13 protein-coding genes are annotated in these 17,370 nt (G+C 43.2%); 1 reads left to right on the top strand and 12 read right to left on the bottom strand.

The annotated features are described in order from the left end of the window. Positions 1-77: 77 nt before the first annotated feature. The 9 genes from J5X92_RS11240 to J5X92_RS11200 all read right to left on the bottom strand — a co-directional run bounded on the left by J5X92_RS11240 (position 78) and on the right by J5X92_RS11200 (position 10,697). Positions 78-527: a hypothetical protein gene (locus J5X92_RS11240; protein ID WP_013783518.1), complete on the bottom strand. Its 450-nt coding sequence runs from the start codon at positions 525-527 to the stop codon at positions 78-80. Between the two features lie 406 nt (positions 528-933). Beyond that, entirely contained in the window at positions 934-1,869 is a 936-nt protein-coding gene (locus J5X92_RS11235; protein WP_013783519.1) for a transposase, read from the bottom strand. A 241-nt stretch (positions 1,870-2,110) separates the two neighbouring features. Next, on the bottom strand, positions 2,111-3,859 hold the full coding sequence (locus J5X92_RS11230) for a flotillin domain-containing protein (protein WP_208805797.1): 1,749 nt from the start codon (positions 3,857-3,859) through the stop codon (positions 2,111-2,113). A 17-nt stretch (positions 3,860-3,876) separates the two neighbouring features. Then, the gene (locus J5X92_RS11225; RefSeq protein ID WP_013783522.1) at positions 3,877-4,497 is read right to left on the bottom strand and encodes an OB-fold-containig protein; all 621 of its coding nucleotides are present in this window, start codon (positions 4,495-4,497) and stop codon (positions 3,877-3,879) included. A 110-nt stretch (positions 4,498-4,607) separates the two neighbouring features. Next, positions 4,608-5,462 carry a hypothetical protein gene (locus J5X92_RS11220; protein ID WP_208805796.1) on the bottom strand — a complete coding sequence of 285 codons (855 nt, stop codon included), beginning with the start codon at positions 5,460-5,462 and terminating at the stop codon, positions 4,608-4,610. Positions 5,463-5,527: 65 nt separating this feature from the next. After that, complete coding sequence (locus tag J5X92_RS11215) at positions 5,528-7,441, bottom strand: alkaline phosphatase (protein ID WP_126871475.1); 1,914 nt, start codon at positions 7,439-7,441, stop codon at positions 5,528-5,530. A 13-nt stretch (positions 7,442-7,454) separates the two neighbouring features. Next, positions 7,455-9,038 (bottom strand): alkaline phosphatase, encoded by a 1,584-nt coding sequence (locus J5X92_RS11210; protein ID WP_126871476.1) that lies wholly within the window; start codon positions 9,036-9,038, stop codon positions 7,455-7,457. Positions 9,039-9,361: 323 nt separating this feature from the next. After that, a complete protein-coding gene (gene lpxH, locus J5X92_RS11205) occupies positions 9,362-10,087 on the bottom strand; it encodes a UDP-2,3-diacylglucosamine diphosphatase (RefSeq protein WP_126871477.1) in 726 nt (241 codons plus the stop codon). Between the two features lie 118 nt (positions 10,088-10,205). Further along, positions 10,206-10,697 carry a peptidylprolyl isomerase gene (locus J5X92_RS11200; RefSeq protein ID WP_013783527.1) on the bottom strand — a complete coding sequence of 164 codons (492 nt, stop codon included), beginning with the start codon at positions 10,695-10,697 and terminating at the stop codon, positions 10,206-10,208. A gap of 161 nt (positions 10,698-10,858) precedes the next feature. Here J5X92_RS11200 and cysS point away from each other — a divergent pair, with 161 nt between their 5' ends. After that, positions 10,859-12,241, top strand: a complete 1,383-nt coding sequence (gene cysS, locus J5X92_RS11195) for a cysteine--tRNA ligase (RefSeq protein ID WP_126871478.1) — start codon at positions 10,859-10,861, stop codon at positions 12,239-12,241. Positions 12,242-12,308: 67 nt separating this feature from the next. Here cysS and J5X92_RS11190 read toward each other — a convergent pair whose 3' ends face one another. From J5X92_RS11190 to J5X92_RS11180, 3 genes are all read right to left on the bottom strand, one after another. Beyond that, entirely contained in the window at positions 12,309-14,441 is a 2,133-nt protein-coding gene (locus J5X92_RS11190; RefSeq protein ID WP_208805795.1) for a TonB-dependent siderophore receptor, read from the bottom strand. A 123-nt stretch (positions 14,442-14,564) separates the two neighbouring features. Then, positions 14,565-15,614 carry an ion transporter gene (locus J5X92_RS11185; protein ID WP_208805794.1) on the bottom strand — a complete coding sequence of 350 codons (1,050 nt, stop codon included), beginning with the start codon at positions 15,612-15,614 and terminating at the stop codon, positions 14,565-14,567. A 19-nt stretch (positions 15,615-15,633) separates the two neighbouring features. Beyond that, positions 15,634-17,313 carry a LysM peptidoglycan-binding domain-containing protein gene (locus tag J5X92_RS11180; protein WP_013783531.1) on the bottom strand — a complete coding sequence of 560 codons (1,680 nt, stop codon included), beginning with the start codon at positions 17,311-17,313 and terminating at the stop codon, positions 15,634-15,636. Positions 17,314-17,370: the final 57 nt, after the last annotated feature.

Below are 17,370 nucleotides of genomic sequence, written 5' to 3'. Positions count from 1 at the left end.
AGATAAAAATATGTGTGACTCTTAAATCGCAAGGACGCGAAGAGTCACACGTTGAGAAGATATATAAATCACGTTGATTATTTTAAGATGATTTCACGGAAAATATATTCCCCAGTCAAGGTGCGGATTTTTGGGTATCCGGCGCTGAGTTCTTCAGACATAGTTTGATTGTCTTCCCCCCACTTTTTCATAAAGGCTTCATATTTTTTCTTACTGGGCTCCAAATCAGAAAGTTTCTCGTAGGTAACGACTAATAGCATATTGAAGTCACCAGTTAAGGGGAGTTCACTTGCGTATATTTTCCAGTCTTTGATGTAACCCATATCTTTTTGAATTTGCACGGCTTTAGCCCAAGATTGCTGTAGCCCAGCTAAATACATATCTTCCATGTTGGGGTCGACTTTAACCATGGTCATCGAAACAAGCTCGGTACCAATATCAAAATCTTCATAGACATCAAGGCGATCTTTGGCTTGTAGGTTTGTACAAACGCCAATTAGCGTAAGGACTAAAAGTATAATTTTCATTCATTATCTCCTGATAATATTGAAGTGAGTTAATGCCCCCTACTTCAAACTCCAAGAGACTTTCGGAGTGTAACAGTTTTTTCACATATTGATTAAATTTCATACTGATTTTATTTTTACTTCAATCAAAAAATCGAATATTTTGATAGAGTTCCAATATTTAGACATCCATACATCAGCTGCAATATAGGCCATTTATCTATTTGAGGTTTTAAGAGTAAATAATAGCCCCTCTTGTTGCTAAAAGTGATTTATTGGAGAGGTTAGAGTAATTCGTATGGTGCTTTTATTAAGTGGTCGAGATATAAAGTTTTTTATAAAATTGAACGTGCGATTGGTTACTATTAGAAGAGTTGCGCTGAGGGTGTCTTTTAGGTTTATGTAGCGTTTAGGTTTATACAGTTAGTTAGGCGGTTTCCAGTATCTTCTGTCTCCGTATAGCTATTGAAAGGCTAATTGACGATGAAAACTGTGTTTCAATTCCTTGGCACATGCCTTCCCAGTCTATATTTTGTAGACCAGTGCGATCAAGAATAGGCGAGTGAATATTGGAAATATAGCCATTCTGATCAGAACGGATTTTTCTTCCCAATTTATCGACGAGCTCTAGGTAATCATGGAGAAGAAAAGGAAGCCCTTTAACTACATTTCCGCTACCAGAAAAAGGTTGTAAATACTGAGGTTGCTTTCCAATCTTAGCTGCAGCAACTCTTTTTTTGATACTGGTGAAGTCAGATTGTTCTGGAGTTTCTGATAAACCTACGCGCAATGGATTTAAATCCACATAGGCCATGCAGGCGGCCAAGGCGGCTTCATCAAGTAATGATTGAGATTTAAACCGCCCCTCCCAAAAACGTCCGGTACATTCGTCTTCTTTGTTTGCTAAACGCGCAATAAACTCATTTAAAAGCCGCATAAACCAACTGATATCGTGCAACCTTTGACGATATATATTTGCAGTTGCTATTACGGATTCTATTTGGGCGTCCGAAAGCAAGCTACGCTGTTCAGCTTGCATATATTGACGGGTTAAGTTAGTGCCTTTGTGAAGCGTATGCCATCGTTTCAATACTTCGTGAGTAGTCCACGATAAGGCTTCATCTCTGTCGACATGCAAAACGACGTGTGTATGGTTGCTCATCACTGCATAGGCGCAAACGTTAATAGCAAATATGCTTCCTAGTTTGATTAGCCTGGCTTCAACCCACTGACGGCGATGCTCGTAGCTCTTTTTGCTGTAATGGTCTTCACCACACAGGAACGCTCTGCGCACGCACCGCGAAATACAATGGTAGTAAGGGGTATCTTGTAAGCAGATGAGCGATTTTCGAGGGCGCGGCATAGCGTAAACTCTGTAATTTTATAAGTTTCACAATAGTGCCGTTTACATAAATATTAATATACTGAACTTGTGGCGGGTTTGTGTGGCTGTCCGAGCTTAAGTTGCTAGTGTAGGCGAGGCATCGAATATGAAATTCGGTGGGTGTCTAAGTTTTGCTTAAAGAAAGTGAATACAGCCTATCAATATAAAACAAAGAAGCCCCTAAAAGGGGCTTCTTTATGAGCTTATCTGCTACGAAATACTACTCCGCTAATGCATCGGGTTTAGGAGGAGTGGGGGCTTTTATGACAGGTGCGTTAGCAGCTGTGCCTGTTAATATTTCACTTTTGCCAGTAAGTAAGTCATCGAGGGTACCACTTTCACCATTTACCAAACCAACTTCACGAAGCATTGCATCAACTACAGGTGCATTCGCTCGGTAACTTAAAGCCGCTTGTGTAACCTGGTCGGCTAAACCGCTACCTGTAGCAACGGTTTGGCCACTACCAGATTGACCGTTCCCTTGACCATAACCTTGAAGAATTTTAATTCCTTCGATGTTCTCAAGAGGTTTAACTGCTTGGGCGATAAGCTCAGGTAAAACTTCCATCATAGCTAGCGATTTTTGAAGTTCGATCTGTTCATCTTTAAGTGTATTTTCTGCTTCATAAAGTGCTTGTTTACCTGCGGCTTCTACGGCAAGCACTTTCTCGTCCGCTTCAGCTTGTAGCATTTTCGCATCAGCGCTAGCTTTTGCTTCCGTTAAAATAGCTTCAGCAGTATTTTCAGCCGCTTCTTTCTTCGCAGCTGCTTCAACAGTAATATTCACCGCATCACGTTCCGCTTCTTTTTGCGCATCGATAACTTCAATTTGTTTCTTACGTTCAGCATCGGCCACCAATTTTGCGGTAATAACGGCTTCTTCTTTTTCAACTTTGGTTTTCTCTGCTTCTGCGGCCTTCGCGCGTGCCGCAGATTCTTCTTCAGACTTATTAGCAACCGCAATTTGTTTTACTTGCTCAGCAACTTCTACTTCTTGCTGTTGACGAATACGCGCTTGTTCAAGAGCCTGGCTTTTCGCAATTTCTTGAGTTTCTATCTCGCGAGACTTTTCGATTTCAGCAGCTTCAATCGCACGATTTTTAGCAATCTCCGCTTCGCGCTCTTCACGCTCTTTCATTTCACGCTGTTTCGAGATTTCCGCTTTTTGTTCTTGGCGTTTAAATGCGAGGGTTTGTTCCTGCATCAAGCGGGCTTCTTCTTCATCGCGCTTTACTTCTAAAGACTGCTTTTCAGCAGCTAAGTTACGTTGTTCAATAAGGATACGGTTCTCTTGCTGAATATCATTAGTCTCTTTGCGCTTTTCTTCAATAATTTTAGCAAGGCGAGCACGACCTTCAGCATCGAATGCGTTGTTTTCATTGAAAAATTCAAGGTCAGTTTGATCGAAGCCAGTTAAACTGACTGATTCCAGTTCCAAACCGTTCTTTTCTAAATCGTTAGCCACGCTCTGTTGTACTTTCTGTACGAAATCGGCACGTTGTTCGTGCATTTCCGTCATGGTCATCTCGGCGGCAACCGCACGAAGTACGTCGACAAATTTCGATTCCATTAGTTTTTTAACTTCTTCAGCTCGGGTTGTGCGCGTACCTAAAGTTTGCGCTGCCATAGATATTCCGGCTGAATTAGGCGCTACTCGTAGATAGAAGTCAGCTTTAACATCAACGCGCATTCTGTCTTTCGTTATGAGCGCATCTTTTTGCGTTTTTTCCACTTCTATACGCAGTGTGTTCATATTGACTGGAATAATTTCATGTACAACAGGAAGTACAATTGCACCCCCGTCTTTGATGACTTTTTCACCACCAAGCCCAGTTCGAACAAAGGCAGTTTCTTTGGTCGCTCGAGTGTATAGTTTGGCAAAAATAAGCCCAATAGTGATAAGGGCTACTACAATAATACCTGCAATAAATAGCAATGAAGGTAAGTTTGATGTTTGAAGGGTTTCCATACTCAGTCTCTTATTTATTATTGATAACGGGTGGCTAACCAGCTGTGGGTGGTTTTCTTAACAAGGATAACGCGCTCACCTTGTTTGAAGAGTTCATTGTCTTCAAAAGGTTCGACTAAAACATAGTGGGGCTGTGAATAATCATCGGTGAATTTAGCTTCAGCAGGATTTCCCTTCGATGCAATCCCAATAGTTATATGTGCTACCGCACCTATGAAGTCGTCGTTTTGAATAGCAGAAGTTTGAAATTTCGGAATAACAACCGCAATTATCACACTGACTTTCGATGTGAGTAGGGTACCGACAATCGCGGAAAAAGGGAGCGTTACCCAAACGGGTAGGGTGATATTAGCAATAGATTGGGTGGCGAAATTAGTCACAAACCCAAGTAAACCGAAAATGGTTAAAAGTACCACCAGCCATATTAGTAGCGGGACTCTATCTAAATTGAGCCAGCTCCCAAAACTAAGAATAGAACTACTTTCTACATCAATATTTGAGTTAGGCATATCGTCAAGCAAACCAACCATGCTTATGCCAAAAACTAGCCCCACAATTTCTATAATAAATAGAATGGCTACCGTGGCTAACGCGATACTAAACCAAAAATTCGCATCGCTCAGCAAAATATCTAACATTTACACCGTCCCTGATGATGTTTTTATTAACCTTTTTATATCACATTCTGTTTATATATCCAGTGAAAAACGACCAAACTAGGGACAGTTTTATATGATAAACCTAAAGTTTAATGACGGTGACCTTCACCTATCGCATTTCCATTTTGGTCGTAAAATCCGCTAGCGCCTGCTTCTATAAACCCTTGATTTACCATATTGGTTAAAAAGGGGTCGGTATGATCATCGCCAATGTCAGCATAATCGGTAGCTTTGTATTTACCACGGCTTTCAAAAAATGCTTCTAAGTTTACATTGTCGTTAACTGAAACTAATGACCACTCTCGGGTAGTATTCTTTTCATTAACACGAAACTGTTGGATTAGTTTTAACTCAGGTAGCCAAGCGAGCGTCATATCCACTTTGCTATTTTGATAAGTTAAATACTCAATTTTCATACAACCTTTGCCTTCAGAACGCTCTAAAGTCATTTTGTTTAGCAAAGTATTGCTAATTAACTGATAACGAAATGAAAAATCTTTTTCTACTCGGCCGTGAATACTTTCGCCCGGCTGATATTCGATAGCGCGTTCGTGCTTATCAAAATAACGAACAGGCTTGATTAGCTTGTTTCGCACCATCGTCCAAGTTTCAGTAATGCCAACCTGTGGGTACTGATGAGCAACCGTATTGTTATAGCGTAAAAGCGAAATTTCCGTGCTATTACCGGGAGTGAATCCGCGGCGGGTAGTGACGGTATAGTCAGCTTTCAGGTTGCCCGCTTCAAGTTCGCATTTTGTGTGGGTGTCCAAATTATTCTTCGCCAGATTATTAGCATCCAGAATACTAGTTGTGTGGGTGTCCACCTTGCTGGAGTGGGTGTCCAAATCTGTGGTAACAGAGGTTGCGAGGCTAGGCGCTGCCGTTAGTAAGGCTGAAATAACATACGTGGCTAAAGCTAACGAGGGTAAAACTAGGTACTTCATGTATTTAAAACTCCGAAATAAGGGAGCGTGAACGCTCCCTTAGAACTGATGATAAACGTAATTTTTTATTCCACTACGGCGTCTGCTTGGGTAACGATGTCACCCGCGAAGTCCATAATATGGAAGATTACGCTTTGTTCGTTTGTGCCATTTACTAAGAAAGCGCCAGGGCCCTTAGCATGAATACTCACGTCTTCTCCTGAGTGAGTTTCTGAGCCCATAGGAACTAACGCTTCTTGGTGATAACCCGGGGTAGTAGTGTCGATATCAGTAAGGTCTTTGCGACCAGTATCGTACGCTGTAGCGTAACCCGCATCTGAATTGGTTTCGTCTCCAAGGTTTCTGAAGCCAAGACCATTGGTGTAACCCAACGTGGTATAGGGTGTACCATCAGACGCGGTAGCGGCTTCGTCAGCGCCAACATTTACCACTTTACCTAATATAGGATTACCACGTTTAGGGTAGCCTGCAATGGTAAACACATGGCCGTGGTCAGCAGTAACAATAATAAGTGTATCTTCATCGTTAGTCAGCTCGTCAGCCATAGCAACAGCGTCAGCAAAGGCTAAGGTGTCGTATAAAGCACCATAAGCATTACCAGCGTGGTGAGCATGGTCAATACGGCCCGATTCAACCATAAGGAAGAAGCCTTCATCGTTGTTATCAAGAATATTGATAGCCGCTTCAGTCATTTCTGCCACCGAAGGCTCACCAGCAATATCGTTGCCGCGATCAGCTTCATATTGCATGTGCGATTCATTAAACAAACCAAATACGCGTTCGGTCGTTTCAGTATCTAAGCCGTCAAAACCAGATTGGTCGACGATATAAACACCATTCTCATACATATCTTGCCATTCTGCGGTAAGGTCACGACCATCCGTTCTATCACCTTCAACTTCGCTTGCAGCATCTATACTATTAAATGCAGCATCGTTGGGAAGAAAGTGGCGGCGGCCGCCGCCCATGACTACTTCTAAGCCATCCACGTCTAAGCCTTCATAGTTAGCTTCTAAGTTGGCTTCGAAGTTTACTAGTTGATCGGCAATATCAGGGCAGCCAGCAGTAACCGCATCTTCAGGCATATCAGATACATCTTCCCAGTTACGATCGGCCGACTTGGCGTAGGTAGCGGCTGGCGTAGCATGAGTAATACGAGCAGTAGATATAATACCGGTAGATTTACCCGCTATTTCTGCAAGTTCTAATGCGGTTACGAGTTCGTTGCCAGCAACTGTACTGCATTCGCCTCGCTCAATATCTTCATCAACACCAATAACACCTACATCGGTTTTTACACCGCTAATCATGGCTGTCATGGTGCCAGCAGAGTCTGGGGTTTGTGCATCAACGTTATACGTTTTAGACAATCCAGAGAATGGGAATTTACCAAAGCTAAGCTGGTTTTCTTCGCCATCAAGCCCTTTCAATTGGCCATCTAGAATTCGTGCGGCTGTGATGGTTGAAATGCCCATGCCATCACCAACGAATAGAATCACGTTTTTCGCTTTACCGCGAAGGTCGGCTACCATAGCCTGTAATTCTTCATCGTCAGCTACTTGAGCTACTTCAATGTTAGCGTTAGATATGCTGGCTGAGGTGCCGGTAGCATCCATCCACACTTGCTTGTTGTTTTCCACTTCTGCACTGGCGGCTATAAACCAGTCGTTGTTTAAAGTAGTAAGTAGCTCACCGGTTGCAACTTCAGAGCTGCCTAGAGAACAAACGTAGCTTGTGTCGGTAATCTCGTCGCTACCTAAGGTGCCATCTGCATTGGTGTCTAGGCCAGAATCAAACTGTACACCGCTATTCGGGCAGTTGGTATCGCCTACTGCTAACGCTGTTTGCACGGTTAAGCTGTTAAGACCGTTTGAACCATCAACGCCTGCTGCGCCATCGTTTCCGTCATCGCCTTCAAGAGAGCAGGCGGTTAGGCCGGCAACTGCTAATGCAACAATACTCAATTTAAAAAGTTTCATTGTTCTTCTCCACTTATTCGTTTATCAGGCCAAGGGCTTGGTTGATTAGGTGGAAAACAACATTTTGTTCTATCACACCTTGTGCTAATTGACTTCCTGGTCCAGTTGCGTGTAATGCTATATCTTCACCAGAGTGTGTTTCAGATCCAAGTGGAATAAGTGCTTCTTGGTGATAACCGGCGGTAGTGGTATCTACATTGGTTAAGTTCATACGACCTGCCGCATTATCGTAGTTGTAACCTTCATCAGAATCGGTTTCTGTTCCAAGGTCACGAAAACCTAAGCCGTTGGTGTAACCTAATGTGGTATAAGGCGTGCCGTCAGACGCTGTAGCAGGTTCTTCTGCTCCAACATTAACCACTTTACCTAAAATGGGATTACCGCGTTTTGGGTAGCCTGCAATAGTAAATACATGGCCGTGATCAGCCGTTACTAAGATAAGTGTTTCAGATGGATCTGTGTTTTCATACGCGGCCATAACAGCGGCTTCAAACGCCAAAGTATCTGTAAGTGCACCGGCTGCATTGCCAGCATGGTGGGCATGGTCAATTCGGCCAGACTCAACCATTAAGAAGAAACCAGCGTCGTTGTTATCTAAGATGTTTACCGCAGCTTCGGTCATTTCAGCAATAGATGGCTCGCCCGCTACGTCATTGGCGCGGTCTGCTTCGTACTGCATGTGTGACTCGTTGAACAAAGCAAAAACCCGTTCAGTCGATTCAGTGTCTAAAGTGTCGAAGCCTGCTTGGTCAACAATATAAACACCATTTTCATACATCTGCTGCCATTCTGACGTAAGGTCTCGGTCGTCTGTACGATCGCCTTCTACTTCGCTAACTGCATCAGCGCTATTAAAAGACGCGTCTTTAGGTAAGAAGTGACGACGGCCACCGCCCATAACCACTTCAATACCGTCTACATCAACACCTGTATATCTGCCTTCTAGGAAGCTCTCAAAATTTACTAACTGATCGGCAATATCAATACAGCCAGCCGCAGCAGCCTCTTCTGGCATATCTGAAATATCTTCCCAGTTACGATCAGCTGATTTAGCGTAAGTGGCCGCAGGCGTAGCGTGTGTAATACGTGCAGTAGAGATAATACCGGTTGCTAACCCTTTAATTTCAGCAAGTTCAAGTGCAGTAATAACTTCATTGCCAGCAACGGTAGCGCATTCACCGCGTTCAATATCTTCGTCAACGCCAATAACACCCACATCCGTTTTTAGGCCCGACATCATCGCTGTCATCGTACCTGCTGAATCTGGAGTTTGTGCATCAACATTGTAGGTTTTAACCAACGCCGTGTGGGGGAAAGTTTCAAATGCCAAGTAACCTTCTTCGCCCAAACCGCCTTCAAGCTGCCCTTTGTGGATGCGCGCAGAAGTAAGCGTAGAAACCCCCATTCCGTCGCCTACAAACAAAATCACGTTTTTGGCTTTGAACTGGTTGTTTGTCACTAGTTTTTCAGTAAGTTTGCTTTGCGCATCTGAATACCATGCGTTATCTGTTTGGTGTTCGGGTAAAACAGCTGCTTGCAAACCAGATGAAGCAACCAGTGCAAGAGCACTAAGCTTCGTTTTCCAAGTACGATTCATCGTCGTTCCCTACATTGAATTTAAATTGTGATGGTCAGTTTTATTGTTAATTAGTACGCAAATCGACAAATGAAATTGATTCTCGTTATCATTTAAATGCGCTATTTTCAACGATATATCGTGAAAGTGACGTTTATTTGACAGATTTTTGAACGGGCTTTAACAAAGCAACTAATAGGTACAAAATTTAAGAAAAGGAGGGTAAGACTATTTGTAAGTTATCTTTACAAATTAGGGTGTTAGAAAAGCATGTTTAAAAGACAAATAATAAAATTAAATTTATGAAATTTTTAGTATGGCAGGAAGCTAAGTCTCAGATATCGCTACTTAAAAGTGTGATGTTGTAACATAACATTGGAGTGTGACACACACAATGTACTGCCTTGATCATACCAGTCACCTAACACGATTCTGGTAGCAGGTTTGCCATTGGCGGTAAGAGAATGAATGTTTGGGCGGTGTGTGTGTCCATGAATTAAGCGTTGAACATTGTGCTGCTCCATAACCTTAATCACTTCTGTGGGTGTCACATCCATAATGTCTGGCTTAAGGTGCTTTTGGTTCTCTTTACTTTCCGCTCGACCATTTCTTGCAACGCGGCGTCTGTACCATAAAGGCAAGGCTAGCATTAGCCTAGGCCACCACCAACCGCGAGATTTCTTTCTGAATTTTTGGTAAGCCACATCGTTAGTGCAAAGCTCGTCGCCGTGGGTGATAAGTGTGGGTGTCCCGTATAAGTCAATAACGGTGGGTTCGTTGATAAGTGTCATGCCCGCTTTATTTGTCCAGCCTTCGCGTATGGCAAAATCGCGATTGCCATGCATGAAATAGATAGGCACATGTTGGCTTAAAGTCTTGAATGCCTCTGCAATAGCGGTATTAAATGGGGTAACGTCATCATCGCCTATCCATACTTCAAATAAATCGCCCAGCACATATAAGGCATCGGCTTCCTTTGCATCGCTTTCTAAAAATTGCATTAGGCACGCTGTGATGTCAGGTCGATCTGCACTTAGGTGTAAATCGGCAATGAAGTAGGTAAATGACATAGAAATGGACAACTTTGAAAGGCGTTTGGAAAAAAGAGGCCGCTTTGAATGAGTACGGCCTTTGCTTAAGATGTAGCGATAGTGAGCATTTAAGGTTTGAAATGCTCACTTAACAGCACTAAGCGACAACCGCTTTTTCAATAACAACTGGCTCAACAGGTACATCTTGGTGATAACCGCTTGAACCGGTTTTAACGCTTTTAATTTTCTCAACTACGTCCATACCGTCGGTAACTTTACCGAATGCGCAGTAGCCCCAGCCATTCACTGATTCGCTAGTATGGTTAAGGAAGCTGTTATTACCCACGTTAATGAAGAACTGCGCAGTTGCTGAATGCGGATCGTTAGTACGTGCCATCGCAATAGTACCAATTTCGTTAGCAACGCCGTTGTTTGCTTCATTTTCAATAGTATCTTTGGTGTCTTTCTGATCCATATCTGCAGTGAAACCACCACCTTGAATCATGAAACCGTCAATTACACGGTGAAAAATAGTGTCATCGTAAAAACCTTCTTTAACATAAGCTAGAAAGTTCTCTACAGTTTTAGGGGCTTTGTCTTCAAATAATTCTAGGGTGATATCACCAAAGTTTGTTTTGAGAGTAACCATTTCTTCGTGTCCTGCCTTTAAATAAGTAAATACTTGGTAATATTACCGCATAACCAGCCATGCGGGGAAGTAGCGATGCTAAAAAGCATCGCAAAATCTTACCATTTGGCAACATACAGTGCTAAACTTTGCGGCCATTTTGATACTTAGGAATTCACTTTATGCTACACCTTTACAATACCCGTACCCGTGACAAGGCGAAATTCGTGCCGCTTCAAGAAGGGAAGGTGGGCTTGTATGTGTGTGGTATTACCGTGTACGACCTAAGCCATATGGGGCATGCTCGCACTTACCTTAGCTTTGATATCTTAGTTCGATACCTGCGTCATTTAGGTTTTGATGTGAAGTACGTTCGTAATATCACAGATATTGACGACAAAATTATTGCCCGTGCTAATGAAAACGGAGAAACCTTCGAAGCGTTAACTAAGCGCACCATTGGCATGATGCATGAAGACTTTGCTGCTATCAATTTACTTGAGCCAGACGTAGAGCCAACCGTTAGCGGCCATATGGATGAGATCATCGATATTATTAAGATATTGATGGATAAAGGCTTTGCATATCAGGCCTCAAATGGCGATGTATTATTTGATGTAAGCAAATTCCCTGAATATGGCAAGTTGAGTAAGCAAGACTTAGATCAGCTTCAATCTGGGTCCCGTGTTGAAGTGGCATTGGATAAAAACGACCCACTGGATTTTGTATTATGGAAGCCCGCTAAAGCCGGTGAGCCTGCATGGCAATCGCCGTGGGGTGAAGGCCGCCCTGGCTGGCACATTGAATGTTCTGCCATGAACAAAAAGCATTTGGGAGCACATTTTGATATTCACGGAGGAGGTTCTGATCTTACGTTCCCGCACCATGAGAACGAAGTGGCGCAGTCATGCTGTGCATTTGATACACCGTACGTAAACGTATGGATGCACGCTGGCATGGTGCAAGTAGACGACGAGAAAATGTCTAAGTCGTTAGGTAACTTTTTTACCCTTCGTGACGTATTACAAGAGCACGATGCTGAAACCTTGCGCTTCTTCTTAATGTCGGCACATTACCGTAGCCAGCTAAGTTACTCGCAAGATAACATTACCCAAGCAAAAGCGGCATTAGAGCGTTTATACACTGCGCTTCGTGGTGTATCAATAGATGAATCTACCGACCTTAGCTACGGCGGTTATTTAGCGCGCTTTGAAGCTGCCATGAATGACGATTTAAACGTACCTGAAGCATTTTCAGTATTGTTTGATGTGGCGCGTGAAATAAACCGTAATAAAGATAATGCCGAAGAAGCGAGTAAATTAGCGGCGGTACTTAAAGGTTTAGGTGCTATTTTGGGCATGCTGCAAAGCGACCCAGATGCTTACCTTAAAGGCGGTAGCGAAAACGATGATGAAGCCGCTGAGATTGAAGCGCTGATAAAACAGCGTAACGATGCGCGTGCAGCTAAAGATTGGGCAGCAGCAGATGCTGCGAGAGATGCACTTAACGCTAAGAATATAGTGTTAGAAGATGGGCCTGCAGGTACGACTTGGCGCAGAGGCTAGGTGCTCAAAACAAAAAAGGGCTTAGCTGACATCATCGGCTAAGCCCTGATTATCAAAAAACATTCGCTTAAAAACGCTTTTCAATACCAACTTCAAATCTACGTTGTGCACCATACCAACAGTTATTCGTGTCGTAACATGCACCAACATACTCTTTGTCGGTCAAGTTACTTACACTGCCTGTTAGTTTTAAATCGTACTCTGGCATGTCGTAAGACAATACCGCATCAACCAAGGTGTAAGAAGGCACAGTGTCGGTGTTGTACTTATCTGCTTGTGTTTCACCCACGTAGCGAACACCTGCACCTAGCATTAAGCCGTCTAGCGCATCATCGAAGAAGTAGTTCGCCCATACTGATGCACTTTCTTCTGCAACCCAAACTGGCGTTTTACCTACTACGTCTGGGTCCAATGTGTCTTCAGTTACTTCTAAATCTAACAAAGTAGCATTTGCTTGCAGTGAAAGGGCGTTGGTTACTTTAGTAGAAAGCTCTAGTTCAACACCTTTCGATTCAACTTCACCATTTTGCGTATATTGCGCAAAGTCTGACGTATTGACCACTACATTTTGTTTAGTCAGTACGAAGTACGCACCGGTAAACGTGGTTGCGCCATCACCGCTAATATACTTGGTTCCCACTTCAACTTGGTCAGCTGTAGTAGGTTTGAAAGCTTCGCCAGTAACTGAGTCGGTACCTGAAACTGGTTCGAAAGATTCAGCGTAGTTCGCATACATGCGCCAGCCTGAGTCAAACGTGTACATAGCGGCTACACGGCCTGAAAACTCATTTTGGTCAATTTCTGTGGTGCTGCCGTACTCAAAACCCGCATATACATTCTCTGCCACATCAGTGCTTTCAAATTGATCATATCGACCATTTAGCAAGAACGTGAAATTATCGATACGTATTTCATCTTGAAGATAAAAACCAATTTGCTCAATGTCGATAACGTGATCTTCTTGGTAGAAGTCGAGTGGTAGAGAATCTACATCGAACAAGTCATTATCGATATTGCTTAAATCTAGTACTGGCGTGTCGGTAGTTAATGTATCTCGATACGCAACGGTTGAGTCGGAATTTTGGTAATCGACACCGAACAATAGGTTGTGTGCCACATCACCGATTTGAACAAACCCAGCCACCTGCGTATCAACAGTCACACCGTCAATTTCTTCATCGGTAAGGTATGCTGAACGAGTTAGGTAAATATCGTCTGTAGGCGTACCTGAGTGATAGGTATTTTGTTGCAGGGCGTCAGCATCGGTATAGCGAAACTTTTGTAACACTGACCAGTTATCATTAAATTCATGGTTCAGTTTATAGCCAAGCATAAGTACTTCGCGAGAATAGCTGTTCCAGTTTTCATCACCTGCATAAACGCTGGCGTCAAGTTTTCCATATGGGGCTTCGTAAAGGGTACCAACGCCTGGAAGTGGGGTAGAGGGCACCATTTCAGGGTCGTCTTGATAATAGGCAGATAAGGTAAGCTCCGTTGCCTTGCTAAGATCAATGGTAACTGAAGGCGCAATGGTATAACGCTCGTTTTCAGTAGTGTCCTGGAAGCCATCTTGTTTTCTACCTAGTGCCACAACACGATAGCGCGCGTTGTCGGTAAGTTGGCCGGTAGTATCTAAACCAAGTTCGAATAAACTATCTGAACCCACTGCCGCACGAATTAAGGTTTCGTTTTCGTCTTTAGGGTATTTGGCAACTTGGTTAATCATGCCGCCAGGAGGAACGAGGCCATAAAGCGATGACGCAGGGCCTTTTAATATTTCTAAAGATTCTGTTGCGAAAGAATCAACTTGCGGATAAAGGTTCCAGCTGTTGTTACTTAAAAGAGGTAAGCCATCGTAAAAGGTTTGGTAGGTATCGAAGCCACGAATGGTAAATTGGTCAAAAATAGTGATGGTTGGGCGACTTTCAGTCGTTACTCCAGAGCTATAGCGCAAGGCTTCTGATACCGTTTGTGCTTGGCGCAATTGTAAAAGCTCTTGATCGATAACACTGATACTTACAGGCGAATCGATAGGGCGCAAAGAAGACTTAGTGGCCGTACTTCTGTACGACTGCATAGGGTTAACTTCAATGTGCTCAAGACTTTCATCTTCTTGTTCTTGTGCAACAGGTGATGTAGCTACCGCTATCGCTAATGCTGTTAAAGATGGGTAAAACCAACCTTTACGACCGTTCGACATTCTTATTTCCTCAAAATGTAAGACTAACAACCATTGTTAATGGCGAAAAGTCTACCACATGAGTTTATAAATGATAATAGTTATCATTAGGTTTTATTTAAATTGTCTTTAGGTTAGTTATAGTTATCGAGTAGCGTCGTTCGTCTCTGTAGGGGTAGTTGTAGGAACGGTAGCTTCCTTTTCCATCAATTCTGATTTCCAGCGCTGCTGTGCAATGTGTCCTTTCATCAATTCTAAGCATTCATTCACCACCTGTAATACTTCTTTATCTAATGCATCGGCTGTAGGGGTGTAATCGTGCATACCCACTGAGATGAAATGGTCGATGCGCTCAGCATCTAAATCAGACAATAAGTTTACCAGCGACATGGTGACAATATCAGTTACTGATTCTTCCAGCGTGTTCTCAATTGTTTTACCAATTATGGGTAAGTAATTAAGCGTAGACACCTGAGAGTTTCCGCGCACCGCTTTGCCTACACTTTTGCGAACATGTTCACGTATCACTTCGCCATGTTCATCGTTACTTATAGATTGCCCTAAGTGATTAATAACACCCGCCATCCATTGGGTAATAACAGGGCGGCGTGGTGCAAGGACTTGCTCGGTAATCTCATCTACCAAGGGAGAGCCTGCGGCAATGTCTTTTTGTGCATCGCTCAATACTTTTACCACAATTCTGTCGCTGAGCTCTTCAACAAATACATCGTAATAGAAGGCGAAGAACCGAAATATGGCGGTGCGGTTTAAATCAATAATTTGATATTTGTGCAGCCGGTGCAAAATTGAAAATATGCGTAGGAAGCGGAACAGCCGCGTAGCCCCAAGAGGAATTAGCCCGACTAAATCGTACCAATGTAGAAAAGGGAAAAAATACCAACGCAGGTGCTCTTTGCGCACGATGGCAACAATCCACCTAAAACAAAACTCAGTAAGAAAAATGCCAATGAAGACTAAATCAACCAACAAGAAGTTGTGGTGAATGGGGTCGTAAGCGTTAATTAAAGCGGGGAAGAAGGCATCTATTTGAGAATAGATAAAATCGGTAGCGTACAAGGCATCGAAAATTAGCCATGCTAGGTTTAAAAATAAAATACCCAGCATGACTAAATCTAAGATTAACCAGGGCGTTTCATGACTGTTACGTAAATTGTCCCGGTTAATCCTTAGCATTGCTCTTATCCTTTGCTATTTAGCCTGTGCTATTTAATCTAGTGACGTCTACAAACAGCTTTAGCTTCTGGCCCGGCTGTAAGTAACGCGATGTATTAATGTTATTCCATTTGCCAATATTACTGATGCTGACATTGAATTTACTCGCTATGCGCGACAGGGAATCACCGTTTCTAACCGTATAGGTTACGCGTTTGGTTATAGCATCTGCGTTTTTTGAGTTGCTTTTGTTATTCTGCCAAACCACTAATTTGTTCCCAAGACGGAGCATGTCGCCAGGCGCCATATTGTTCCAACTCGCTAGTTTTTTAGTCGTAACACCATATTTACGCGCAATATCCCATAACGTATCACCTGAGCGAATAGTATGGGTAACTTTATATGCACCGTGCTTTTTGTTTTGCACACTGGCTAAACGCTGGCCTTGTGATAGGTCGTAATTGTCTAGGGCTTTCAAAGCCACAGGTACCATAATAGGTTGGCCAATACGAATAACGTTAGAGTTAAGCTCGTTAACTTGCTTAATCACTTTCACAGTGGTGTGATATTTATTCGCAAGTTTCCCTAAGCTATCACCTGGCTTCACCGTATGACGTACCCAATTCAATCGGTCGGTACGATCAATTTTAGCAAGCGCATCACTAAAGTCAGCGGCTTTGGTTAACGGTAACACTAATCTATGCGGGCCCTCTGGAGCAGTAGCCCAGCGGTTAAAGCCAGGGTTCAATGCATGTAACTCTTTAAGCGTCATGCCCGCAAGGTCGGCAGCAAAGGCCAAATCTACCTGTGAACCAATATCAACCACTTCGATAACGGCGACGTTTTCAACTTCAGGCCATGCAAAAGCATATTCATCACGATGTTTTAAAATGTCTGCCAATGCTAATAATTTCGGTACATACGCACGGGTTTCACGAGGTAAGTTTAACGACCAAAAATCGGTAGGCTTACCGGCTTTTTTATTTGCGCGAATGGCTTTAGATACACGACCTTCGCCACTGTTATACGCCGCTAGAGCATGTAGCCAATCGCCATCGAACATGTTCGATAAATAGGTTAGGTAATCTAAAGCACCTTTGGTGGACGCTATAACGTCACGACGCCCATCGTACCACCAGGTTTGCTCCATTCCGAAACGCTTGCCCGTACCGGGAATAAATTGCCACATACCAGCGGCTCGGCCATGAGAGTAGGCAAAAGGGTCGAAAGCACTTTCAACAATGGGCAATAACACCAATTCCATTGGCATATCACGCTTCTCTATTTCGTCAACAATGTAATAGAGAAACGGCTTGGCACGAGTAACCACACGTTTCATGTACTCTGGATGCTTTAAATACCAGTTTTTTTGTACATCAACGCGACGATCATCAGGAATATATAAATTAAGCCCGTCACTTACTCGCTGCCATACATTGGTAATAATGGCTTCGGTTTCTACTGAAGGGTCGTCAATAAGTTCCTCTGCTTCCGACAGCAGATTATCTTTAGGGTGCACTACATCAATAACGCCTTCGCGCGCTATTTCACAGTCTTCAATTGCTTCTGGTGTGTCGTGTAATGTGTTGCAAGGTTCAGTAGCGCCTTCAACATTTTGTACATTCACCACGTCTTCTTGTATTTGTTCTTCGGTGATTTGGCACCCACTTAGCCCTAACGCTAATAAAACGGGTGACAAAACAAACAACTTCAACTGCATGTAGAAGGGACCTCTCGAATACCTGCAAACCGCACATTCTACCTTCAGTGCGTTAGT

The organism is Alteromonas sp. K632G (assembly GCF_017653625.1).
Lineage (GTDB): Bacteria > Pseudomonadota > Gammaproteobacteria > Enterobacterales > Alteromonadaceae > Alteromonas > Alteromonas naphthalenivorans.
Note: the sequence above shows the minus strand (reverse complement) of the source record. Positions and strands in the feature narration are given on the sequence as shown.